Origin of the sequence: Vibrio sp. 10N.222.55.C7 (assembly GCF_041473335.1) — a bacterium.
Lineage (GTDB): Bacteria > Pseudomonadota > Gammaproteobacteria > Enterobacterales > Vibrionaceae > Vibrio > Vibrio crassostreae_C.
Genome location: NZ_JBFRSC010000003.1, coordinates 41,588 through 63,269, shown reverse-complemented (window position 1 = coordinate 63,269; position 21,682 = coordinate 41,588). Strand labels below are relative to the sequence as shown.

The 21,682-nt window shown below is 45.6% G+C and carries 26 protein-coding genes and 1 pseudogene; 2 read left to right on the top strand and 25 right to left on the bottom strand.

Annotated elements, in window-relative coordinates:
• Positions 1-80 precede the first annotated feature (80 nt).
• The gene (locus tag AB4482_RS00560; protein ID WP_004731647.1) at positions 81-332 is read right to left on the bottom strand and encodes a DUF2999 family protein; all 252 of its coding nucleotides are present in this window, start codon (positions 330-332) and stop codon (positions 81-83) included.
• A 107-nt stretch (positions 333-439) separates the two neighbouring features.
• A complete protein-coding gene (locus AB4482_RS00555) occupies positions 440-1,537 on the bottom strand; it encodes a YdcF family protein (RefSeq protein WP_102394460.1) in 1,098 nt (365 codons plus the stop codon).
• Between the two features lie 498 nt (positions 1,538-2,035).
• Between AB4482_RS00555 and AB4482_RS00550 the strand changes: the two genes are divergently transcribed.
• A complete protein-coding gene (locus AB4482_RS00550) occupies positions 2,036-2,716 on the top strand; it encodes a glutathione S-transferase family protein (RefSeq protein ID WP_017061920.1) in 681 nt (226 codons plus the stop codon).
• 850 nt (positions 2,717-3,566) lie between these two features.
• On the opposite strand, the pseudogene AB4482_RS00545 reads toward AB4482_RS00550, so the two are convergent.
• Positions 3,567-3,824 (bottom strand): annotated as a pseudogene (locus AB4482_RS00545) (IMP dehydrogenase); the annotation flags it as partial.
• Positions 3,825-4,102: 278 nt separating this feature from the next.
• Positions 4,103-4,777: a Rha family transcriptional regulator gene (locus AB4482_RS00540; RefSeq protein ID WP_372180376.1), complete on the bottom strand. Its 675-nt coding sequence runs from the start codon at positions 4,775-4,777 to the stop codon at positions 4,103-4,105.
• 397 nt (positions 4,778-5,174) lie between these two features.
• Between AB4482_RS00540 and AB4482_RS00535 the strand changes: the two genes are divergently transcribed.
• Complete coding sequence (locus AB4482_RS00535) at positions 5,175-6,332, top strand: hypothetical protein (protein ID WP_372180375.1); 1,158 nt, start codon at positions 5,175-5,177, stop codon at positions 6,330-6,332.
• On the opposite strand, the gene AB4482_RS00530 is transcribed toward AB4482_RS00535, so the two are convergent.
• From AB4482_RS00530 to gpM, 21 genes are all read right to left on the bottom strand, one after another.
• A complete protein-coding gene (locus tag AB4482_RS00530; RefSeq protein ID WP_372180374.1) occupies positions 6,329-7,969 on the bottom strand; it encodes a hypothetical protein in 1,641 nt (546 codons plus the stop codon). The two genes, AB4482_RS00535 and AB4482_RS00530, sit on opposite strands and share 4 nt — an antisense overlap.
• Complete coding sequence (locus tag AB4482_RS00525; protein WP_372180373.1) at positions 7,966-8,439, bottom strand: DNA-binding protein; 474 nt, start codon at positions 8,437-8,439, stop codon at positions 7,966-7,968. Before AB4482_RS00525 ends, AB4482_RS00530 begins: the two co-directional genes overlap by 4 nt.
• Before the next feature lie 25 nt (positions 8,440-8,464).
• Positions 8,465-9,367 (bottom strand): hypothetical protein, encoded by a 903-nt coding sequence (locus tag AB4482_RS00520; RefSeq protein WP_372180371.1) that lies wholly within the window; start codon positions 9,365-9,367, stop codon positions 8,465-8,467.
• 3 nt (positions 9,368-9,370) lie between these two features.
• Complete coding sequence (locus AB4482_RS00515) at positions 9,371-9,925, bottom strand: hypothetical protein (RefSeq protein ID WP_372180370.1); 555 nt, start codon at positions 9,923-9,925, stop codon at positions 9,371-9,373.
• 10 nt (positions 9,926-9,935) lie between these two features.
• Positions 9,936-11,447 (bottom strand): phage tail protein, encoded by a 1,512-nt coding sequence (locus AB4482_RS00510; RefSeq protein WP_372180368.1) that lies wholly within the window; start codon positions 11,445-11,447, stop codon positions 9,936-9,938.
• Between the two features lie 35 nt (positions 11,448-11,482).
• Positions 11,483-12,145 carry a phage tail protein gene (locus AB4482_RS00505; protein WP_372180367.1) on the bottom strand — a complete coding sequence of 221 codons (663 nt, stop codon included), beginning with the start codon at positions 12,143-12,145 and terminating at the stop codon, positions 11,483-11,485.
• A 3-nt stretch (positions 12,146-12,148) separates the two neighbouring features.
• A complete protein-coding gene (locus AB4482_RS00500; protein ID WP_372180366.1) occupies positions 12,149-13,342 on the bottom strand; it encodes a baseplate J/gp47 family protein in 1,194 nt (397 codons plus the stop codon).
• The gene (locus AB4482_RS00495) at positions 13,339-13,704 is read right to left on the bottom strand and encodes a DUF2590 family protein (protein ID WP_372180365.1); all 366 of its coding nucleotides are present in this window, start codon (positions 13,702-13,704) and stop codon (positions 13,339-13,341) included. The genes AB4482_RS00500 and AB4482_RS00495 overlap by 4 nt, the downstream gene beginning before the upstream one ends.
• The gene (locus AB4482_RS00490) at positions 13,685-15,583 is read right to left on the bottom strand and encodes a phage tail tape measure protein (protein ID WP_372180363.1); all 1,899 of its coding nucleotides are present in this window, start codon (positions 15,581-15,583) and stop codon (positions 13,685-13,687) included. Before AB4482_RS00490 ends, AB4482_RS00495 begins: the two co-directional genes overlap by 20 nt.
• Before the next feature lie 30 nt (positions 15,584-15,613).
• Complete coding sequence (locus tag AB4482_RS00485; RefSeq protein ID WP_372180391.1) at positions 15,614-15,748, bottom strand: DUF6890 family protein; 135 nt, start codon at positions 15,746-15,748, stop codon at positions 15,614-15,616.
• A 50-nt stretch (positions 15,749-15,798) separates the two neighbouring features.
• Positions 15,799-16,080: a putative phage tail assembly chaperone gene (locus tag AB4482_RS00480; RefSeq protein WP_372180362.1), complete on the bottom strand. Its 282-nt coding sequence runs from the start codon at positions 16,078-16,080 to the stop codon at positions 15,799-15,801.
• A complete protein-coding gene (locus AB4482_RS00475) occupies positions 16,073-16,387 on the bottom strand; it encodes a hypothetical protein (protein WP_372180361.1) in 315 nt (104 codons plus the stop codon). The genes AB4482_RS00480 and AB4482_RS00475 overlap by 8 nt, the downstream gene beginning before the upstream one ends.
• A 224-nt stretch (positions 16,388-16,611) precedes the next feature.
• A complete protein-coding gene (locus AB4482_RS00470) occupies positions 16,612-17,211 on the bottom strand; it encodes a lysozyme (protein WP_372180359.1) in 600 nt (199 codons plus the stop codon).
• Entirely contained in the window at positions 17,198-17,407 is a 210-nt protein-coding gene (locus AB4482_RS00465) for an HP1 family phage holin (protein ID WP_132941690.1), read from the bottom strand. The genes AB4482_RS00470 and AB4482_RS00465 overlap by 14 nt, the downstream gene beginning before the upstream one ends.
• A 4-nt stretch (positions 17,408-17,411) precedes the next feature.
• Positions 17,412-17,618, bottom strand: a complete 207-nt coding sequence (locus AB4482_RS00460; protein ID WP_076653592.1) for a TraR/DksA C4-type zinc finger protein — start codon at positions 17,616-17,618, stop codon at positions 17,412-17,414.
• Between the two features lie 21 nt (positions 17,619-17,639).
• Entirely contained in the window at positions 17,640-18,092 is a 453-nt protein-coding gene (locus AB4482_RS00455; RefSeq protein WP_102350959.1) for a phage protein, read from the bottom strand.
• Between the two features lie 3 nt (positions 18,093-18,095).
• A complete protein-coding gene (locus tag AB4482_RS00450; protein WP_372180358.1) occupies positions 18,096-19,229 on the bottom strand; it encodes a DUF2586 domain-containing protein in 1,134 nt (377 codons plus the stop codon).
• Positions 19,230-19,231: 2 nt separating this feature from the next.
• The gene (locus tag AB4482_RS00445) at positions 19,232-19,891 is read right to left on the bottom strand and encodes a phage virion morphogenesis protein (protein ID WP_102518594.1); all 660 of its coding nucleotides are present in this window, start codon (positions 19,889-19,891) and stop codon (positions 19,232-19,234) included.
• On the bottom strand, positions 19,884-20,372 hold the full coding sequence (locus tag AB4482_RS00440) for a phage tail protein (protein ID WP_372180357.1): 489 nt from the start codon (positions 20,370-20,372) through the stop codon (positions 19,884-19,886). The genes AB4482_RS00445 and AB4482_RS00440 overlap by 8 nt, the downstream gene beginning before the upstream one ends.
• An 11-nt stretch (positions 20,373-20,383) precedes the next feature.
• Positions 20,384-20,848 carry a head completion/stabilization protein gene (locus tag AB4482_RS00435; RefSeq protein WP_086051185.1) on the bottom strand — a complete coding sequence of 155 codons (465 nt, stop codon included), beginning with the start codon at positions 20,846-20,848 and terminating at the stop codon, positions 20,384-20,386.
• A gap of 115 nt (positions 20,849-20,963) precedes the next feature.
• The gene (gene gpM / locus AB4482_RS00430; protein ID WP_372180355.1) at positions 20,964-21,680 is read right to left on the bottom strand and encodes a phage terminase small subunit; all 717 of its coding nucleotides are present in this window, start codon (positions 21,678-21,680) and stop codon (positions 20,964-20,966) included.
• Between the last annotated feature and the right edge of the window lie 2 nt (positions 21,681-21,682).

The following is a 21,682-nucleotide window of genomic DNA, read 5'->3' as shown; positions in this document are numbered from 1 at the left end:
GACAGCCTGTTGCTGAACTTAAACGACCTTTTCATTGAATTTTGATTAAGCTAATTCGATCTTAGCTCATTCAAATTCGCTTATTTTTGAAGTTGTTCTTTAGCCGCTTCAACCTTAGAGAAATCTAGGCCAAGCTCTTCAACGGCTTCTTTGATTAGCGCAGGGTTTTGCATTACCTGGCCCATCAGCATTTGAAGTTTATCTTGTGGTAAGCCAAGTTGGCTGATCGTCGCCATTGCTGCAAGAGGGTTCTCGGTCAACGTCTTGAATAGCTCGCTGATCTGCTCGTCGCTAATATTGTTCTCTTTCAACATTGCTAAAATCGGGTTCATTTTTTTGCCTTTGAAACACTAAATTAAGTAGGAGCACAGCATACCATCTAGCTGTGCTCGATTGTACTAGCAACTTATACTTTGCCTACTGTGAAGTAACCCTAAGCCTAGCGAGACTCTAATGGGTAAGAGCGGTAGCTCCACATACCATAGGTTCTAAGCGCATCTCGGTAGATACCTAGTAGCTCACCACTGCTCGCCTTCTTAAGATCTGCGAGTGGCTTGTCTGGGTAAGAAACCGTATCAAAAGTAATGCCCTGAGGGCCGGTTTGCCAGCTAGCGATTTCAAACAGAGTTTGACCACGACGAACATGGCTTGCCGAGCTAATAATGGTCGCGTGCTTAATATCATGGCGAGCAAGTGCGTAGCTACTGAATAAGGCATTGCCTACCGTGCTGGTCGCGTAATTCTCTTCGATGATGCGATCTTTGCTTACCCCTTTCTCGATAAGCCAATCCGCCATTAACTTACCTTCAGTCTTGTGGTTCTTGGGCACGCCACCCGTTAACACGATCATCGCATCTGAGTTCGCCTTAGCCATCGCCAATGTTGTCTCAAGACGCTCAATCAAAATTTGATGCATAGAGCCGTCTGGATTAAGCGCATAGCCCAAAGTGACAATCGCGCCATGATGATCAAGCAAGCCTTTATCCGCAGACTCTTTCAACGGTGTTTCTAACACGCGGTCGACCGTAGCAAAAATGCGTTTGATGTCTTCTGCTTTACCTTTGTTCAGGCTTTCCAGTTTCTCCATGTGCTTATTGGATTCACTTTCATTGCCTTCAAATCGCTGCCAAACCGCAAGGTAAGCATGAAGATCAACATCGTCTGGTGCAACCGTCAGCGCTTGCTCAAACAGCTCAATAGCGCGCTCTGCATTCTTGTTGTAGATCTGAGCGTTCGCTGCCGAGATAAGCAAATCAGTACGGTAAGGTTCTAGTTGGTAAGCTTCTAACAATCGGTTAGTCACAATTTCCATGTTGCTTGGCATTTTAGCCGTGAAGCCCGCGTGAGAAATTCTTGCCGGAGACTTAAACGCCTGCAACGCATCAAGAAGTAATTGGTCGACAACTTGTCGCTTAGTCACCAACTGCGCGTAATCCGCAGAAGCCTGTACTGCGCCGTCGTTAGCAGCAAAAGAATAAGGTGTTGCGCCAAAAGCCAGCATGCCACCAAGAGCGAGGGCGATAATGTTCTTTTTCATGAAAAGATCCTGTGTCGTTAAGTGTTCACATCAGATTTGCTCACCAATGTAAGTCCCTAAGATTAAAAAACCGTGAAGCACACCTTAATCTCTAACGTTTATATTCATTTGTTGCATAAGGTGTGGCAGCAGATCACGATTTTGAACTTACCAATAAGCCTGTGCATCCAGATAATTCTGGTTTGAACCAGTGCTCAACGTTTTTGTTGGAATATCTGACTGCGGATTTCATACGCCCTATCCCGCCAAAAACCACCCATCACAAATCCGAACTCCGCATAAAGCAACGAATCAAAAAAACCACTTTAAGCTCATTTTTTCAACAACTTAAAATCCAACACACTGAATCGCGCGATTTTACCCCTCGCTCAAATAACGAGGTCTTCAACACATAGAGTTGGAATGCGAGTCAGAAGATCTTCAAATAATTCAAAATCAACCACTTGAACGATCGTTCAAGTGGTGCTTTAATAAATGACCAATACAAGGAGTTACCCCATGCTTAAGTTCTATTTTCACCAAACACCAAACCCAATGAAGATCGCTCTGTTTTTGGAAGAGACAGGCCTAGATTTTGAACTTGTTCCTGTCGATACCTTAAAGGGTGAGCAGCATTCACCGGAATATCGTTTAATCAATCCAAATGGCAAAACGCCTGCGATTGAAGATGAAGGACAACGTGTATTCGACTCTAACGCTATCCTTCTGTATCTCTCAGAGAAAACAGGCAAGCTTGGCGGTCAGCCAGAAGACAGAGCTGAACTACTCTCTTGGATGATGTTTATCGCGAGTGGCCTTGGTCCATATTCAGGCCAATCGGTACACTTCCGCCATGCTGCACCAGCAGGCTTAGACTACGCTGTGAACCGATACCTACGTGAAGCACAACGTCACTACGAAGTGTTAGAGAAGCATATGGAAGGTCGTGAGTTTATCGTCGGAAATGAGTACACGATTGTCGATGTCGCTGCATGGGGCTGGATTGATAAAGCACCTGTCGTGCTTGGTGAAGAAGGCTTAGAACCCTACCCGAACTTGAAGCGCTGGTTTAACGCAATCAACACTCGCCCTGCTGCACTGCGTGCTCGCGAAATCGGCAAAGGCATTGAGTTTAAAACCGAACGTGATGAAGAAGCAAAACGAGCACTGTTTCCTTCGAATTTCCCAATCAACGAATAATTCAGCATGAAGTAAACGATGTGGAGCGAAAGCTCATTACTGGGCGAGCTATTTAAAAATCAATAGTATTGTTTCTATTAACTTATACCACACTAGTTAAAATATCAATACTATTGATATAGCTATTGTAAGAACCCTTACCGACATCCGATGGTGTCTCTGTCGGTCGTGCCGGGGAAAAGTCCTGAATCAGTTACTCTAGATCGCAGCGAATTTGTAAAGCATATGTTAGGCATGAATTAAACTTCGACTACAAAGCATAAACTTATTTTCAAGATACCAAATGAAAAAACAATCATGTGACAATCAACTAAAGAGACGATAAATGAGTTTTACAAAGACTAATAGCATTTGAAAGTAATATTAATTTTTGAATGCTAATTCAAATAATTAGGCGTTCTGATAGTTTTGCTTTTTTCGTTAATATTCTAGGCAACAAAATGAGATCAGGCTGCCTTAGTGCTTTACTTGTTACAATATCTGGTACGTGCTATCTGTCTATAGGTTTTTCAGGACTTGAGAATCAGTTTGGTATGGTATGGGCAGGAGCTGCGTTAATCGTCTTAATCGTGTTTAATTTGACGCTGCCACTCTCTTTAGGCGCTTACTTTTATACTACAAGTATATTAGGTTGGCACTGGTTTGAGGCATCATTATTCACGTTAGTACTAATAACCATCATAGTTCCTGCGATCATTAAATCTGTTAGTCACATTCTAAATCCAGCGTCTTCTGAAAATTAGACAGATTATTAGCGCGCAGGTTTAATGACATTGATTTTATCAATTTCACGTAAAAAAAGAGCCGCTTTAGCGGCTCTTGATTTTCAAACTATTCGAATCAGTTCAGATTACTCTTTACCGAATACGTTGTTCTCTTGCTCTTGTACACGGATGAAAGTCGTACGCTTAGTTAGCTCTTTAAGCTTTGCTGCACCTACGTATGTACAAGTTGAACGTACACCACCAAGGATGTCAGAAATTGTGTTGTGAACAGAGCCACGGAACGGAAGTAAAACAGTTTTACCTTCAGCAGCACGGTACTTAGCAACACCACCTGAGTGCTTGTCCATAGCCGACTGTGACGACATTCCATAGAACTTAACAAAAACAAGCAATATCAGAATCAAATCAACAGCTTACCCTAATTTTCATGTATATAAAAACAGTAATAAGTGGCGATTTATACCCATAAATAACGTTGTTCTACAATGAATGCCGCCATTTTTGCCGCCACTTTTTGCGAGCGAGTTAATAACCATCCCTTTAATATGTGTTTACACAGCAAATGCATAATAGGTAAATTAATTAGTAACACGTAACCCAAACGCCTTTGCTTGCTGCGTCTGGATAGGTCAAGTTCGGGGGGAACTTGACCGCCCTATTATCAATACGGGCTATGTGCTCGATACTTTTCTAATACTAGCCTTACGTTTTCCCACAGCTCTTCGATGTCTCGATACTCTAGGTAAAAACCGCTATCAATAAACTCAGCACCGCTTGATGAGAACCACGGTTGGGTTTCACCTTTCCCACCTACTCCTAGTTCGAATTTAGCGCAGTACTTTCCGCCTGTTGGTCGAATTTGGAATTTGATGTGATAAGTCCAATGGGTTTCTGATTGGCAGCGTTCGTACTTTGCAGGTAACCAACCCGAGTCGTAAAAGTTTGGTAATCGACTTGCAGGCAGCTGATATTGAGACGGTGGAAGTATTGGCATTGCGCTACAGAGTTGGCTAGCCATTTGGTTGAATGCGTTAATGTATGCTTCTTTAATGTGCGCAGCTTTTGTACCAGTGAAACCCATAACCAAGAACATGAAGCCGTCTTTGGTCATTTCATATGCTTTACGAAGCTGCCCTTTTTTATCTCGATAATCAACCAGCGCAAAATTGCGCCCGTTAAATTCATCTGAACATTCGAGGGATTCAAGCCTCTTTAAAACGTCTTTATGCTGCTTGTTAAATGCCTCGGCGATTTTCAACGAGGTCGTGCGGATTTGCTCGCCTTGGTTAAAGACAAGATCAGATACAGTCAGGGTAAGGGAAGTTGTATTAGGCATGATGGCCTCCTATGCGATTTTCTAAATCACCACAAGAAGGTCTCAATCTTCGGGTGGTGAACTGAACAAGGTTGAGACTACCGCGCATAGGAACGGCCAGCCGAAGCTGCCTTGCCCAGCCCACCATAATTCAGAGTATTTTGCCTAATAGATAAACAAAACCACTATGTTTAAGTGTGCCGAAGCCGCACATAAAAAAGGCCAGCAAAAGCTGACACGAATGTGCCCTATACAAAAGCGGGGTCTCAATCCCGACACTGGATTTTGCCAGTGCAGTTACAGGTTAACGATGAGAAAGATCGGTGTCAAACGTTTAATATCGTTGCATATAGTGTAATATCCAATTATTCAACTCAATCTCTCTATTCCCATGAACTTAAAAGATTCTTTACTCTTTATGGCTGCTGGCATCCTAGGTGTTTTTCTAGGTTATTGGCTTCTACACGCTGCCGACGCACTGATTCTTAAAACACATGAGTCAGGTGATTTAGCAACTTGGTTCGCAGCATCCGGTACCATTCTTACTCTTGGTTTCTTAATTAATCAACACACCCAACTTCGTGCAGAACAAAAAAAAGAGAACGAAGAACGGAAAGTTGAAGAATCAAAACAACGAAAAGAACTAGCTGAAGAAAGCAAAAAGCGTGAAGAACATGAAAAGAAGCAGCAAAAAATGTGGGCACAACAAAATGAAATGCTTACGTTCCAAAAATATGAAGCCCACTTTGAACTTTTTAATAAGTTACTAGACAGAATTGAAACAGAAGAGCGATTCCGGGGTATATACGTATTTCCCGAGCGCACACGCACGTACGCTGCATTATTTCCAAATAATAACCTTTCTCATTGCGAATTCGATTTTTCATCCCAAACAGAGAACCACAACAGCTTACAAACTATAGAATCAATTATGGCTGATGTAGTCAAATATGCGACTGTATTATCAACTGAAAAAGTAGATAAGAAAGATGCTTTGCTGAAGTTCACTGCATGCCTTAATCTTTGGGCCAATACATTAGGTTCACGATTGAAAGAAAACGATATTCCTGGGAGCTATGGCGTGGGTACTATAGCTGCTTACCGCTTCTTTAACATATCTCGGGGGCTGTCATGTATATTAGCTTTATGTGATATCACCGATGAACTCAGACGTTTTGCTAACATACAACCGCTCACTCAAGATTCTCGAGATGCATTCTGCATATTCATGAAGGAAGACCTTTACATCAACTTATTCTTATTAACAGGTGAAAACACAATATATAACACAAACCTAGGTGCTCTAAACTCCTTAGCCATTTTTTCAAAAGTCTACCAAATTGGAAACGATGCCCACCTACGTATTCAAGATAGTATTGTTGATGGCATACCTCGATTCTTTCCAGATGTAAGCACTGATGTTCTCGAGAAACTTAGTAATAGAGACTATGTTATCCAAAAATATGTGACAACCATAGATAAACTGCAAGCGGTTTTGCCTAAATTGGAAGGTAACAATAAGAAGCCTATTGAGCAGTTAGTCCTAGAGCTTAAAAAGCAACTAGAAACTGATTAACTTATTTGTGTAATTGGGTTGAGCCTTCCCTTCAGTACTGAACTGTCCGAGCCATGACCACTAATATCACTCGCTTGAACTGGGGCTTTGGTCGTTGCAGGGCCAGCCATTACACCACTATGTGTATGGCTGGCCAATGTGTCCGCGAGTTCTTTCACTACCAGCATAAGTTCAGACAGCAAAATCAGCACGTTCTCTTCTTTTGAGCCAATCCATGTTTTGGGCGCTTGTAGCCATTGGTGTTCTGCAGCAATGCTTCGGCGGACTTTACCAATCGTCTCCACCAATTCGCCCGCGGTAGCTGTCTGCATGTTGCCCAAGCTGCCGAGAACGATGTCATCACCAGCAATTAGGTTTATTGCGCCGAGTGCTTCAATCAGCTTTTTGCCGACTACTTCTTCAATGCTGTGCTCATCAACCAAGATATGCTGCTGACCAAATTCGCCGCGATAGCGCTCCGCTTGGTCTAGCTTTTCGAATGCTTTTTGGTTTTGCGTTTGGTCGGTTTTCTGGGTGGTGTTTCCTGCTGCATCAATTCGGTTGCTAACCTCTTCACGTTGCTGCTGCAGTTGTTCCCCAGGTTCTATTGACGGCAACGCATATTCACGGCCATAAATACCACGAATGATAGGCCTGTCGTTTCTGCCATATGCAAAGGCGATTTCGACAAGCGTTCCCTCAAGTGGGTAAGCCATCAAGCCGGATTCATGTCCACTCATGTGAACGGGCAATGGGATAGAGCGATAAACAGGCACGTTACTATCTGGATTTAAGTCTTCATCTAACACCTGAACATCTACCGCATACCTTGGGCGAAATGGGTCTGTGACCTGCCCTGCTGTTGCGGTGTCTCTTACCGCCTCAACACGGCCAAACTTTGGCAAATGAAATCCCGCCGCCAACTCAGGGAAGTTCTGCAGCGTTTCACGTTTCTTTGGTGGAACTTCGGATTGCTCAGCCTTCCAATATGCGGTCATTTCGTCTTGAATTAAATCAACTCGATTGACGCGCTTATCGTTCATGGCTCTACCCGGCCTAAGCATTGGGAATGGAATAAAAGTGACACTGTTACCACTTTGACGACTGGTGAACTCTTCCGGTAGTGCCATCGGTTTATTGTGGAAGTGACTATCTTGATACGAACCGAAGTAAACCACCTGATCAGTATGTTGAAACCAAACACAATCAGGAATAGAGAACGCCTTGGCGACTTGTTCTAAACATTGATAGCCCGTTCCCTGGCTAACAAAGTTTGGAATGGTGGTTTTGATGTAATCCGCATCAGGCAAGTTGAACTCAAGCCCTGTTAAACCTGAAAGGGTGTCGAACACCTGCTCTGCGGTTGGATGCTCTAAGCTGACAGCCCAACGTTTAGACAAAATGCCAGCCAATCCTTTAACCGTAATCTTATGGTAGCCATTGGCCGCAGGTTGAACTTTGTCGATGTACCCTTCAAACCAAGGGGCGGTTTTGTTCTCATAACCAATATCAAAACGTACAGACGCAAACTGCTCTGGCTTTGCCTTGCTTTCAACTTCGAAGATAGCAACACTGCCTAGTGATAGCTTTAGGCTCACCATGTTGCTCACCAATTTAACTTCTTCACCACTGATAAACAGGCGTTTCTCTAGCTTCATTTCGTTGCTTCCTCTGCGTTATTCAGTGCCTGTTTTAGTCGTGTATTTTCTCGTTGTTCTGGTTTGGTTTGCTCTTTGGCACGTTGCTCTTTTTGCTCTGCCACACTGTTGTGCTCTCGCAACTCAAAGGAGACGTTCCAAGCCTGTAAGGTTTCATGCTCTCTCGCATTGATACGGCCAGTAAATTTCACATTGCGAATCTTGAGTGCTAGCGCGATGTCACTACCGATTCGATAAACGCGGCGAGTGTTGGTTTCATCTTTATCTGAAGCAAACGAGTACAACTGAGTAAGTGTATCTATACGAGTGAAAGGAATACGGCCACTGAAGGTCAGCTTCTTGCCTTTATCGCCTTGCTCTGCCGTATCGGTACCCGATGATTGACCGCTCATGTCTTGGTCTTTTAACTCCATCGACATTTCAACTTTCATCGAATCCAAGTTAACCGGCACACCATCGAGAGCTAACATAACTTATCTCCTACCAAAACTTTCTTTAACAAAGAAGTTCCTCAAAAAAGGTCATGGGTTCATGGCTAAGCAATAGACTCGCCACGGTGAATTGATGATTGTTTGGCGCACCTGCTTGGCTAATCTGCGTTGCGATGCTTTCAGCACTACCAGAAACAGAAAAAGCGAAAACACTACCCTTTAGGTCTTTAAGTGCATTTATCTGGGCTTTGACATCGCCCAACTTACTGGCTCGTTTTGCTGCCAGTGCCTGCAACTTACCGATCACATGGTTTGCATCATCAGCTAACGATTCGAGCGTGGCGATTTGTGCCCCCTGCCAATGCAAAGCGTCATGCAATGGATTGGCATTGAGTTTCGCCATAGGTTTGAAGCGAGGCTGGACGATTGCAGCAGATTGGTGAAGCTTATCGGTTTCATTGTTCACTAGTGCCTTAGTTTGCCTAGCCACCTGACACCAATCTGGTAAAGGAAACACGGAAACAAGATCCGCCAACTGATTAGTGAACTGTGCTAATTGTGAAGCTGTCACCATAAGTGCGACACAATGAAGATTGCCGCCATTTATTTTGGGTGAAGGTCGGTACTTGTCAGCATGATCACGGAGTTTGCCAGATAGCACTTTGACTGCTGCCTGTGGGTTCAGGTAACAACCCGAATCCAACTTGGTACCCACTTGAAACTGGTAAGGAGTGGCGGTTAGTACAGTGCCTGTTCTCAACAAAGATTCAAGATCACCACGTAACCCAAGTAACGCACTTGCACCTTCACTTAAAGAGTGACGCCCATAACTGGCGTCACTTTCAAGGTTAGTTAAGCGGCTAACTGCATCATTCATCGTTGTGCCGATTTGGTCTGTTACCTGCTCGGCACTGGTTTGAATTGCTTGTGAACTGTTAGGCCAACTTAGTGGGGATTGTTTCCACATACATTAGACCTCTGGCGGAGTCGGCCAAGGGTTTTCGGCTTGGATTAGCTCTACTGCAGCATCAGCTTGTTGTCTGAACGCTGCCGCTTCATCAACTAATCCTTTAGACTCTTTGTGCCATGCTTCCATGTATAGAGGATCACTAACTTCTCGATAAGCAGCTCGACGGGCACTATCCACTTGGTCGTATTCAGCAATGTATTTGTTGCTTTTGTTGGTTACCCAAATGCCGTTAATCCATTCGTCAAATTGGGTTGACGGCTGCTCTATCGTGAAACCAGCTTTGATTAGCCCTAGCTCAAAAACCGACTCTGAATTTATACAATCTGACTCATCGTAAATCGTTTTTCCACGATGGTCTTCGATGTATTCAGAATCAATAGCCTTGCCTGATTCATCCAAAACAGCAACAACAGCAAAACCTTGCTTTGGTGGTAAAGGTTCAGACTCCAAGGCATCTTTAGGTATGTGATACAAGCCACCGCGATATTCAGCTTTTACTGGGTTTAGTACTTCTTGAGTTTTATTATCTATTGGATAGTAAATCTTATCTTTCATATTAATCACCTTAAATCGCTATGGCTATTGGTCGCGCGACGTTACGTGGACGTACAGTGCGCCAGTATGATGCAATTCCTTGGGCGTAAAGTAAGTTGCTGCCGTAGTACTGAATACCCGAATCAAATTGTGATGTCGACTCGTAAAGAGGATCACCAAATACGTTGTCGATATTGTGTATCGTGTGACCATTAGCACTTGACGTAATTCCAACTTCACCCGCTATTTTTGTACCAGCCTGATAAGATCCAATCTGACGATTACTATCAACCCCTCGGCCTTGATCAAGAACACGCAAGAACTCACCACGAATTTCACCCGTGTTAATTGTGTCACCACTGACTAGATGCGGATAACGACGAGCTAAACGCCAGTAAACAGCTATCGGTAGATCGACATTGATTTCCATAACCGCCCATTCTGGCGCAGAGGTATCCAACCAATAAAACGGCATACCAACCTGATCGCCAGTGTACGGTACCCAATAGAACGGCTTGGTGTTATCTGACCAGCCAACATGTCGATTAGCTTCTAATAATGGTGACTTACCCGCCAATGACTCGATATTGGAATACCATTGCCAATAACTCAATTCGCCAGTTGCTTGGTCTCTGGAATAGCAAATCTCACCAGTTGTGTAAATTCGCTCTGGGTTATATGGCATAAACTGCGAAACCAATTCATGCTCATCCAAGCCACCTTTGACCCGCCAATCAACCACTGAACCGTCGGCATTAATTCCAGCTAGTTTTGCGACATAGTGCTGATCACCGTTGCCGTCCACGTAATCGGTCAGCTCAGTATCAGAAACTGCAATGGTGACTTTGTTTTCCCATACTGAAAGCGCAGCACCTTGGCGAACGACATCCACGTATAAACCGTTGGGGTTAGTGGTGATGGTTTGCAGCACTTCTCCCGATAACACACCACGTAAACCACCGATATAAACAACACCAGGAGTCACTTTGTATTTGTTCGGGTCAGCTTCTTGAGTCACATCAAACCCATCAACAAATGCCGTGTGACCGTAGTTATCTAAGCAGGCCAAACGGTGGTCTTCTTCAATACCTTTCAAACGTGCTTGATAGTCAATCTGCCAAGTCGAAGCATCAACGGTAATTCCAGCGATTTTCGCGGCTCCGTCATAGGCTTGCACCAATGACTTTGTGCTAGCCATTCCGTTTTCTTTGGTTTCTTCGGCTTTGTGCACCACCATTCCGCAAGAACTAGGCACATTCTTGTCACGTAGATAAATCGCGTTAAAGGTGAACTCAGCAACGGTACCGGGGATCACAACTGAATATGCCAGTGCGTTGTCACCAAGTTTGCCCACTTGGTCTATGTCTTGTTGGTGAACCCATAGCGAAACATCAGGCAAACCATTTCCACGGTTAATTGCCTGGCTTGGGTCTAACCCCGGAATGTGCGCAAAAATCATTTCGTTCATGTCAGGAGCATTACCGACACTTATCTGATTTTGCAGGTAACGCTCAAATTCGAGCGGGATTGCCGTTTGGCTCATTGGGTACCTCCTCGATACCGATCAAAGGTCGCAACCTAAAGGCTGGCAATAAAGACTTGTTGTTGATGTTCAATTGGCTGTGGTTTTACATTCATTTCAACGGCTTGTTTAGTCTCTGCTAAAAACAGGCTGAAATTGTGTGAGAACTCACCACTGGCAACGGTTAAGGTTGTCAGGAACGTCACTTGAAAGCGGTAACGGCGACACGTCCGGCCATACTGTTCAATCAGTGCTTGAACCAACTTGGTGTTATTGGAAATATCACCATCTGTTAGCTCAATAGTGCAAACATCCCACTGCACTGCATCTTCACGCTCTTTAAACGCAACGATACCAATGCCCAATCTTTCAAAAATTCGCTTAAACCCTGCAACGCTGCCTGCGTCTTTGGCATTCACAGCAGCGTATTTCACTCGTTTACGAAACAACGAAAGCTGCTCCCCCTCAAAGCGTTTGATGTCTCTATCCCACGCCATTAACTCCAAGGTGTTTTCGCTGCATGTCAGTGCATCCATTTGGCGAAGCGGGAACAGCAACCAACTCCAAACCATTTGGAAGAATGCGAACACGCCTTTTGATAGAAAGTGCGGCTCTTTGATTTCTTCCGACGTGGTGCTTCCGTCTTGCCACCATGGAACTACCGTTTCCGGTAACTTTGGTGCATGTTGCTCTTGGTTATCGCTTTGAGGTTCAGACATGGCTTACGACCTTACCGTTAGCGTTTTCAAACGTGGTTGATCTAGGTCGCTGATAATATCCTCTTGAACCTTCCCGCCTACGGTGAACTTTACAGACTCGACTTGCGCCATATTGGTGTGGATCTCAGTACCAAGCAGAGAAAGGCTAAAGCGGCTTTCAGGTTTGGCGCGGGTCATTTCAGGATAAGCTGCCGTCTCTCGAAATGCCGCCCTGATACGGTCTTCGACTTCCAACAGTTCGTTAACTTTGGTTGCTTCGTCCAAGTTCGCCACCAAGACAACATCGGCAATCACGTCGTGCTCAGTATCTGGAATGGCTTTACAAGTCAGCACGTCACCATGGCCGTGATGCCCTTTAGCCATAACGTGGTCATTTAACTGGTCAAGAACGGGCTGTGGTGTTGCTCCGACTTCCATCAAGATCAACGCTTCTGCAGTACCCGGTTCCACTTCACCTGTATTGTTGAAATAGATGTTATCGCTACGAATCCCGGCAACACTGGAAATAATGGAACGGTAAACATCATCAATATGCCACTCTCCTGAACTGGTGAAAGCGTTCTGAATGCGCAGTGCCAGTTCTTCATTGCTTTCAGCATCTGCGCCTAATTGGGTTATCCAGTCAGGTTCGTTAACCGCATCGACAATGCCAGGGATCTCTTCTGGAATGATATTGAAGTAACCAGCAGGTAAATTAAAAGCTGCGCCAGCTTCGAATGCTTCAACCAATACTTTGCCCGTTAGCTGACCAGCTTCAATCACGGTTTCAGCAAGCACTCGAACTTTATACACCACACCATCAATCGGCAGGGTTTGCACCACCTTACCCGCATCTATCGTTACGGCATCAGCAGCGTTCACCTTAGTTAAAGTGATATTGCCTTGTGTTTTCTCAGCGTCTTTCGGCTCAATGTCATGATCCCAAGCTTTCAATTCCAAGGCCCAACGCTCTGCTGTCGCTACAAACATATTCGGCATGACGTGTTCGGCTAATAATGTTCTGATTAGCCATACACATGGGGTAACCACGGCTGCGCGAACCCATCGCCAAAACGGTGACATTTCAGAGTCGTTAGACACCTTGCTGCCAGCGCCTACCACTTCTAGTTTTAGTTTGGCCTCGAATTCATCTTCGGTAACCGGTACACCCGACTCACTTAAAATCTTGATAAAGTTTGCACTTGGTCGTTTGCTCATGCCCCGTTACCTCCGACAGAAAGTTCTAGATCACCATATTCATAAGCGGTTGCGGTTAAGGTGATGTCACCCGCTTCCAATTCTGTTGCGGTGGCAGTGCCAGGAACGACTCTCACATCACGCTCGGCTAACTGCTCTATCTGCACCATTACATCACTGCGCAAGGCAGGGTTACGCTCCGCTACCAATTGACGCACCAAACCTGACTCCATAATGGCGTGTTTGATATCTTGCGCGATACTGTATAAATCGCTGCACTCGGCAGGCTGTTGGCCCGCGTCCATATTCCAACCACCATCAATCACTTTGATGTCGATGTATTTTTTGCTTTCTGACAAATCGCTATCCGGCATTGAGTTCATCCCATTCAGCTAATTGGTCTGGTGTAACTCCGTTCGGCGCAGTAATGTAAACGTCACCGTATGAAGTCATGTTGCTACCTTGCGGTTTATGTGTAGTCGTGACGTTCTGAACCATATTAGGCGGTAGCGTTGGCATTGTGCCCGGCTGTTTATAGTCAGCAATGCTGCCACCGTTAGACGTTGGTACTTCTTGCCTATCAGGCACTAGTGACGGATTGTTTGCCATATCAACAGCGGGATGAGGCTCTGAATTTGTAAATGCAATTTCAGGAGCGTCGAACGGCACCGCTTCAATTGACTTAGGTGCATGGCGCTCAGCTTCCACCGCGGCGCTTACCTCCGGTGTTTCGATCTTGCTACCCAGCTCAATATCAACACCAGGGATCATATTGAGTAAATCAACAAGCCCCTCAATTGCTCCTGCTATCACATCAAACCAAGAAGCGTCTTTGAATGCGGCGGTTAAGTCGTCCCACCAATAAATTGCCGCTGCAAGTCCACCAATGAGTAGCGCAATACCCGCCACCACCCAAGTGATTGGGTTCGCCCATAACGCTGCGTTGAACAACCAAGCGGCGGCAGTGCTTGCCATCGCACTGACACGCAGTAACTTCATGATGCCGTTTAAGCTAGCCAATGTGACAGCCCAACCTGCAGACATCATTTGTCCGATTCCCATTGCGAGTGACAGTGTTGCCACCACACCACCAAGGGATAAACCTGCAATTGCGACATAACCCAGAATCTCGGCGAGAAAAGGAAACTCGTCTGTCCAACCGACAACCTTCATCAACCCGTCAGCCATCGAACCAACAACTGCATTGATAGATGGAAGAATGGCACCAAACACGGCTGCGCGAACGGCAAACCAAACGGCTTGCAAGCGTTCCCATTGGTCGGTCATGTCGCTTGCCATCTGTTCAGCTTTTGACATGCCCTGTACTTGGCCAAGTGTTTCAATGCTCCCTGCTAACCCCTCGGTATCAGCCATGAGTAACTTGATCATGGCTGTGGCTTCTTTTGTGCCAAACGCTTTATCTAGCTCTGCCGATTCCGCTACGCTAAGCGTATCGCCATACTGACCTTTGAGCTTTTCAAGGATATCCAGCATTGGAAGCATATTGCCGTGACTATCCGTAAAACTGAGCCCTAGTTCATCTTGAGCCTTTGCTACCCCACCCAAGAAAGCGCGATACTTAGTACCCGCTTCGCTGCCACTCATTGTCGCTTGTAACTTACCAAGAATCGCCATTTGCTCTTCCATGGCAATACCTGCCGCCGTTGCATTCGCTCCAACACTGGTAAAAGCACTACTCATGCCTGCGCCCGTAGTCTTGAACATCTCAACAGATTGAGCGGTCATGCCAGCGACTTGCTTAGACCAAATCCCAGTTCCCATTTCATCGGCACTATCTTTAAATATGCCGTACATAGTGCCCATGTAATTGGTAATGGTGGCCGTGTCAGCTTTGGTTGCGGCCGCGAGTACTGCCGAGCTTTTGGTAATATCTGAAAGCTCAGCACCGCTAATATCACCAAATGCCGATTTAATATCGTATGAGGCACCGACAATATCTGTCGCCGACTTACCATATTGAACCGATGTCCAGAGTGCCGTTTTTGAAAGCTGGGTAAGATCCTCATCCAGTACACCCAGTGATTTCACTTCGCCCAACTTTCTGTCCATTTCAATCGCAGGCATCAACGCGTTTTGAATAGCAAAGCCAGTTGCAACCAAACCCGCGCCACCTGTCGCCATGTTCTGCATGCCTTGTTTGCCTGCTTCCATGGAAGATTGCACTTGCTTGGTAATGCCTTGCAGTGGCTTGGTTATTTGATCAACCAGTGCCACGTGCATCAATAGCTTTTCCATACTCATTGCGTAATGCTTACCCGCTCTTTACTTCTACTATTTACTGAACAATCGGCTAATTGCGCTCATTACTGCTCTTTCTTCGCGTTCGAACTGGTGTTTATCCAGCCAGATAGCGCGGCTTAAACTTTGTTCATCGTCTGGTTCGTTGGGTAGAAAATGACGACGCAGGGCAAAGGCTTGTTCAAGTGGGTTATCTTCAATCCGCTTTGCCCTATCAGTTATTTTTTTAGTGAGATTTCAATGCCACCTTTAGAGGCATTACTCACCGTTGCGAACAGCTCAATGGTTAGACCGGGCACGCTATCAAGTAACTCGATCAGCGCATCTTTCTGCTCTGGTTTAACAGTGCGAGTCAAATACGTGTATGCAGGAGCCACTTTGTTATTCGGCATCATGTCATTGGTATGGTTGTTCGCATCTTGCACCGTTGGAGTGAATTCGAATTCAGTACCACCGATAGCCACTACTACAGGTTTTGATGTGAAAGCAGGTTTAGTCATTTTCTTCTCTCTTGGTTTGTTCGTGCTTGGCACGCCATTGCAAATAATCTTCGGCCTGCTGTGCGCATTTACTCAGGGCCGCTTTTAGTTTGGGTACATCTTCACTAGCAGTTATTAACGGGCTAGTACCTTTAATTTCTGGTTTATGACACGGAACAATCAGCCCAGCAGGAGGTAACTTGACGACGACTTGAGTTGCAATCAACTCAGTACGGTTCGCGCAACCTGTTAGCAACATCACTAGGCCAAGGCTCTTGATAACACTCATCATCGGCCAATTGACGTCGAAGCATTTCAATGTCTTCATTGAGCTTTCCCTCTATAGTGCTGTGCAGCCTTGTTCTATCTACCAGTAACTGATTTGCATCACTGTTTTCTTGGGTGAGTGTGTCAATGGTTGCTTGGCTAACTTGATTAGTTGATAACGCATTATCTAAACGTGCCCTTAAAGCGGCCTGCTCAGACTTGCTTGCTTTCAACATTAACCACATCGACACCATGGCAACCCCCACTGCAGCAATAAATAGCCACTTAACCCATTTGATGTTTTTGAATGGAAAGGCAGCGATCATGCTCTTTATCCCTACGGTCAATTAAACCTTTCAACTTCACACCACCGCCATAAACCCACCTTGGCAACTCATGACAGGCTTTCGTAAAGTCGCCCTGTTTGATGAAGCGATAAATCTGCGTTTCACTACCATCACGATTTCGCATAAATCGAGTACAGCCAGTGTTAAAGCTAAAAGAAGTGAATGCATCGAACTGACCTTGCGACATCTGTTTGCCAGAATCTGCCTCTGCACGACTGATACATTGTTCAGCTTGCTGCAAGTTCTTCACCCAGTCGGTTGCAACTTGCTCCAAAGACACCACTTGGTCATTTACATCGTGAGTGTTACCAATGCCATTAGTTGCCAGTCCTGCAGGGCATGTGTACAGGTCTTGTCGGCACCCCTCTGCATCACCGATAATTTCCAAACCAATTGGGCTAGTTCTTAGCTCGCCTACTTGCACACCTGAAATCGTCACGGTACCAGTTGGGCGTTCTGAACTGTTCAGTGTCACACCACCTGTAACCAAACCGATCACAGCAGCGACAGAACAAATAATTCGTTTAGTCAGTTTCACTTAGTGCCACTCCTTTTTCGCTTGCAATACGCTGCATCGCTCGTTTATGCCAGTAATTCAACCCTAGAGCTGCCAGACCAATGACAAGCGATAAGATGAAGTACCACTGCTCAAATGTCAGTTTGCTGAAAGTCATACCTGCCAGTGACATTAGGTAAGCAATTCCGCTGGTTATTTTGTCGTACCAGTCTTTCATTCCGTTACTCCCGCTCTGCTTGGCAAGATGCACAGTAACGACACCCCGCTATAGCAACTCGACGCGCTTCTGGGATTTCATCGCCACACTCGTAGCACTCTTTCGCGCTTTCTTGTTGGCCTGTCTGCACTGACCGTTTAAGTTGGCTTGCAATTGCCATTTCGGTGAATTTGGCTTCATTACTACTGGCATGGTCGATAAAATCCGGCATTCGTTATCTCTCTAGTTAGGCTTAAAGAAGACCGCGAGTGTCGTCTTTGCTTAGGTATGAAATACCATTGATGCGAACAAAGAGCGGACTTGTCACAAAGCCTTTCAGCTTGCGCTTGGTCTTGTCACTGCTGTTAGGGTCAATGCTTAACAAATCTGCAATCTGTAGCTTCACACCGAATAGCTCTACTTTATCTTCGTCGTCACCCGTATTTGCATAGAACATGCAATCGTGAGGTTTGATACCACGCCAGCTACCTGCTTCACGTGCCTTTTGCTGCAACTTACGAAAGTTGTTCAAGTCCAACTCATATTCCACTTCACAGCCAACAGCGCCGTGAGTAAACCCCGTTGGGATACCACGCTCTTTATCAACGGCTGATTCATCATTGATGGTGGCGGTTGCTGATTCCACATGAACCAGAACACCCAGCATGTTTACGTCGAAGCTTCGACCTGTATAACGAGAATGCATTGATTACTCTCCTAGTCGTTTGTTGAGCATGATGCCGATGGTAATTTTCACTGGGCATTCATAAGGCGTAACCGCGAGCAAAATTTCCACTTCTTCACTGTTAACCCAAGTGATAGTGATGTCTTCATCTTGTGGCGGTTTGATTTCACCAGGAAACTCGTAGTCTCCGATTTTTTTTACCACTGCCATTTCGCGCAGGTCTTGAGTGAAATAGAGCTTGGCACTTGCTTCACTGCCTGGTGTCGAGTTGAATTCACGGTCAGCAATTCGAGCAATCGCACGTACACGAACTTTACGCGCGGCTTTCATCGCGACGCGGATATGGCGAGCATCTTGAAAGTCACCACCCGGTACATCTAAGGTGCGGCCAGTCGTCCAATACTGCCCTGGATAATCTGGGTACCACATTGGAACAGCAATTCGAGCCGCTTCCAGTGCTTTAAGGGTTGCCAGCTCCAAAGGCTTGCCGTCTTTATCCGTTGCCAGAGCCATGCTACCCAGTACGCTGCCTGTTTTTACTCGTGCCGGGGAATCTGCGATCGATACTTCTTGGTTTGCCAAGCGGCCTGCGTAGATACCTACCGTTGAGTTTTCTTTGTGGACTTGAGGAACAACGGTGATGTACTCACTTGCGATGCTTTTTGGTACCGCGACTGTTGCTGCCAACCACTGCGCCCACGTTTCACCTGACACCGAATCATCATTGATACCCGGCAAGGTGCAGATCATGAGCACCTCACGACCTAACTTGGCTTTGAGTTCAGTTCGGAAAGCTACAGCGGCTTCTAGGGTTGATGTGCCAGTATCGGGTTTATCAAGCACAACAGCTTCGAAGCTCGATGTTTCATTGGCTTTAAAAGCTGCGGCTTGCCAACTGTCTGCAGGGTCTAAAACGATCACACCTGCAGTCCAGTTTTGTTTCCCGTTTAACTGGGCCGCTTTTAGTGTGAGCATGTGCACTGGGTCGATGTTATCGAACGTGCTATCAGCAAAGTCTGTGGTGTTGTCTACCATGATTAGGTTGCGCTCAGAGCCCGCAACGGTGCCGTACACAACAAACAGAAAGTGAAATTCAACGCCCGGAATAGGTCCGCGCATCATGTTTAGAATGTTAATAATGACGGTAGGCCATGCCATGTTTAGTTGCTCCTGTTTCGTTTCAGTTCGCGCTTGATAATCATTGCTGCCCGTTTGGGGCTGATGCCTATCAACCGGCGTTCTTTTCTATCGACTGCCCACTTACGAGCAGGCTGCTTGTTTTCCAAGTCGCTAATCAGTTTGGCGACCTCTGCCACCGTCATGTTTTGAGTAATAAACTTTAACGTCGGCTTTTTGCCTCGTTTCTGCCGTCCTTGAGGCGGTAGCCTAAAACCTAAATCGCGTAGCTCTTTCGCCTGTTCTCTCGTTGCCGGGTCTGTTTTCTTTGGCTCTTTGGCTTTCTTTGCCTGCTTGAACCTCTGCTGCAGTCCGCTTTGCTCTGCTTCACCAGTATGGTGAGCCAACGCAACGGAACCTCGTCTTGATGGCCAACCAACAACCAGAGTCCGGTTATTGTCTTTTTGAAAATGCTTTAGCCGCTTGGTAAAGCCCCTAAGCATTTTCTTTCGACCTTTCTTACGCTTCGCCCAAGGAGTGCCGTCTGGGTCACGCTGCGCTCGAATGTTCTTTTTGGTCGTCTTGGTGATGTATTTACCAAGCTCTTTCAGCACTCTAGATCTGGCTTTTTTATTAAGTTTTAGTAGCTCGAACTGCTCTTGAACTCGCAGGTAGCTACGCTTATCGGCCCGTATCTCAAGCATTCCGAATAACTACATTTGATAGTCTTTCCGCTTGCCAAATCTCATACTCTTCAATCTTCCAGCGTTGACCATTCCAATAGATTGGTCCGCTTGGATCTGCCTTCACTTTGACAGGTTCTTCAAAAATGACTGAGATCAGCACTTCGGCGTTGCTCTCATCTTCTAGCACTATGTCGACGTCTGGGTCGTCTAGGTCTTCAATGCGGAAACGGCCTGAATCGTTATCCATCAACCAAGCTCCAACATTCGCGAACAACACCGCTGGGTCATATTCTTTAAAAGGAAACTTATCGAAGTAAAAGTCAGCAACATAACGTTGATAAAGCAGGTCGAAACCTTGCCCCATGTGCTTCGTTTCCAGTTTCAATTCCACCTTGCCCATTTCACATTCCATGCGCTTGGCTATCTTGTCGCCCACTACACTGGATAAAAATGCGTTTAAGTCTCGTAACTTGTAACCGGCTTGATACTGAGTACTCATCGCAGTTCCTTTCACAACAAAGCAGCCGACGAACGAGAAACACCCAGCATATTTCTAATCACTCGTTGGCTTTCTGCCATTAGGTCGTCACGTGTGTCTGTTGATCTATCAGCGAGGTGGTCGCCTTTATCTTTGGTATGAACCGTTGCAATATCTGGAAGTAGATCAGCTTTAGCCCTCGAATTAACCGCAGATTCATACTGAATCACTAAGCGGTTTTTCCCATTTACAATGGGGGTTACTGGTACATCAGCTGCACTCCCATAACCTTGCTCTAGATACTGTGTCTTTAATTTTGCGAGAGCTCTGTTCACTTCTGCCATTGCATTCACTAAAGCAATCGTGATGCGATCAGGATCTTGCGCTGCTGGTATTCCCCTACGCTTTTCAAAATCACCGACGTTTAAGTTGGGCCAGAAACCATCATTAGTGATTTCAGTATCTTGATAACGCGCATCTGAAGAACCCGTAAACATGCTTAATCCCTTTTAAATAGGTGCGCCTCTAGCCACTGATTCGACGGAATAAACAGGGGGATAAATCACTTGTTATTCCTCGTCAGCCGAGGCGCGACGGCTTAGGAGCTGTTAATTAGAGGTTGTCGCCATTCTCTAATGCTCGAATACGTTGGTCGATGTTATCGATCATGGTTCCAACACCAATGGCACTGTATTGCTCATGCGCATCTTCAAGGTGTGTACGAGCTTTCTGAAGTGTTTCAATATCACCGACAGAAGCCGCATGAGGCTTACCTTCATCGTTACGAAGTAGATACAAACCTGCGAACTTCAACCATTTCGCCGTGGGCTTTTCGTTGATGCTCCACTCGTTGGTCACTTTCTCAAACACCAGGGAGAAATACGGTTCAATGGATTGGCCTTTACCCGCCATACGCTCTGACCAAGCCAACACTTCATCAGCGCAGAATGTGGCAAAGTCTCGCTTGAATCGCTCAGGAGTATCTAACCCGCGTTCGATAGCAATGTCACACCACTCAATGGCGGTTTCTAGATCTTCGATATCGAAGAGCCAAATTACCATTTGAGTAAATAACGGGTTATCGAACTGCTCGTCACCAGCAAGGTAAGCTTCAATCGCTTCACGGTATTTAGGGACCAAAACTTCACGCTTGTGGTTAACCTTTTCATCCGTTCGATTGAAGGTTTTAAGCACCTTCAAATCACTTTCGAGTTCAGCTAGAAGCAGGTGTAAACTGTTTGGGTTAGCGACAAACTGCTTCTCAGGTGTCGATTTCTTTTGCTGTTTTGCCAATGCTTCTTGGCGTAACTTAGCTAATGGACTTGCCATGA

Bases quoted from the DNA above. Each gene is read 5' to 3' on its own strand.
- AB4482_RS00480 (WP_372180362.1), bottom strand. From the start codon at position 16,080: ATGACTAAACCTGCTTTCACATCAAAACCTGTAGTAGTGGCTATCGGT.
- AB4482_RS00535 (WP_372180375.1), top strand. From the start codon at position 5,175: ATGGCTGCTGGCATCCTAGGTGTTTTTCTAGGTTATTGGCTTCTACAC.
- AB4482_RS00450 (WP_372180358.1), bottom strand. From the start codon at position 19,229: ATGGCATGGCCTACCGTCATTATTAACATTCTAAACATGATGCGCGGA.
- AB4482_RS00520 (WP_372180371.1), bottom strand. From the start codon at position 9,367: ATGTGGAAACAATCCCCACTAAGTTGGCCTAACAGTTCACAAGCAATT.
- AB4482_RS00560 (WP_004731647.1), bottom strand. From the start codon at position 332: ATGAACCCGATTTTAGCAATGTTGAAAGAGAACAATATTAGCGACGAG.
- AB4482_RS00525 (WP_372180373.1), bottom strand. From the start codon at position 8,439: ATGTTAGCTCTCGATGGTGTGCCGGTTAACTTGGATTCGATGAAAGTT.
- AB4482_RS00540 (WP_372180376.1), bottom strand. From the start codon at position 4,777: ATGCCTAATACAACTTCCCTTACCCTGACTGTATCTGATCTTGTCTTT.
- AB4482_RS00435 (WP_086051185.1), bottom strand. From the start codon at position 20,848: ATGTTTACGGGTTCTTCAGATGCGCGTTATCAAGATACTGAAATCACT.
- gpM (WP_372180355.1), bottom strand. From the start codon at position 21,680: ATGGCAAGTCCATTAGCTAAGTTACGCCAAGAAGCATTGGCAAAACAG.
- AB4482_RS00475 (WP_372180361.1), bottom strand. From the start codon at position 16,387: ATGAAGACATTGAAATGCTTCGACGTCAATTGGCCGATGATGAGTGTT.
- AB4482_RS00445 (WP_102518594.1), bottom strand. From the start codon at position 19,891: ATGCTTGAGATACGGGCCGATAAGCGTAGCTACCTGCGAGTTCAAGAG.
- AB4482_RS00490 (WP_372180363.1), bottom strand. From the start codon at position 15,583: ATGAGTATGGAAAAGCTATTGATGCACGTGGCACTGGTTGATCAAATA.
- AB4482_RS00495 (WP_372180365.1), bottom strand. From the start codon at position 13,704: ATGAACTCAATGCCGGATAGCGATTTGTCAGAAAGCAAAAAATACATC.
- AB4482_RS00460 (WP_076653592.1), bottom strand. From the start codon at position 17,618: ATGCCGGATTTTATCGACCATGCCAGTAGTAATGAAGCCAAATTCACC.
- AB4482_RS00510 (WP_372180368.1), bottom strand. From the start codon at position 11,447: ATGAGCCAAACGGCAATCCCGCTCGAATTTGAGCGTTACCTGCAAAAT.
- AB4482_RS00465 (WP_132941690.1), bottom strand. From the start codon at position 17,407: ATGAAAGACTGGTACGACAAAATAACCAGCGGAATTGCTTACCTAATG.
- AB4482_RS00440 (WP_372180357.1), bottom strand. From the start codon at position 20,372: ATGAGTACTCAGTATCAAGCCGGTTACAAGTTACGAGACTTAAACGCA.
- AB4482_RS00530 (WP_372180374.1), bottom strand. From the start codon at position 7,969: ATGAAGCTAGAGAAACGCCTGTTTATCAGTGGTGAAGAAGTTAAATTG.
- AB4482_RS00515 (WP_372180370.1), bottom strand. From the start codon at position 9,925: ATGAAAGATAAGATTTACTATCCAATAGATAATAAAACTCAAGAAGTA.
- AB4482_RS00550 (WP_017061920.1), top strand. From the start codon at position 2,036: ATGCTTAAGTTCTATTTTCACCAAACACCAAACCCAATGAAGATCGCT.
- AB4482_RS00555 (WP_102394460.1), bottom strand. From the start codon at position 1,537: ATGAAAAAGAACATTATCGCCCTCGCTCTTGGTGGCATGCTGGCTTTT.
- AB4482_RS00505 (WP_372180367.1), bottom strand. From the start codon at position 12,145: ATGTCTGAACCTCAAAGCGATAACCAAGAGCAACATGCACCAAAGTTA.
- AB4482_RS00500 (WP_372180366.1), bottom strand. From the start codon at position 13,342: ATGAGCAAACGACCAAGTGCAAACTTTATCAAGATTTTAAGTGAGTCG.
- AB4482_RS00455 (WP_102350959.1), bottom strand. From the start codon at position 18,092: ATGCATTCTCGTTATACAGGTCGAAGCTTCGACGTAAACATGCTGGGT.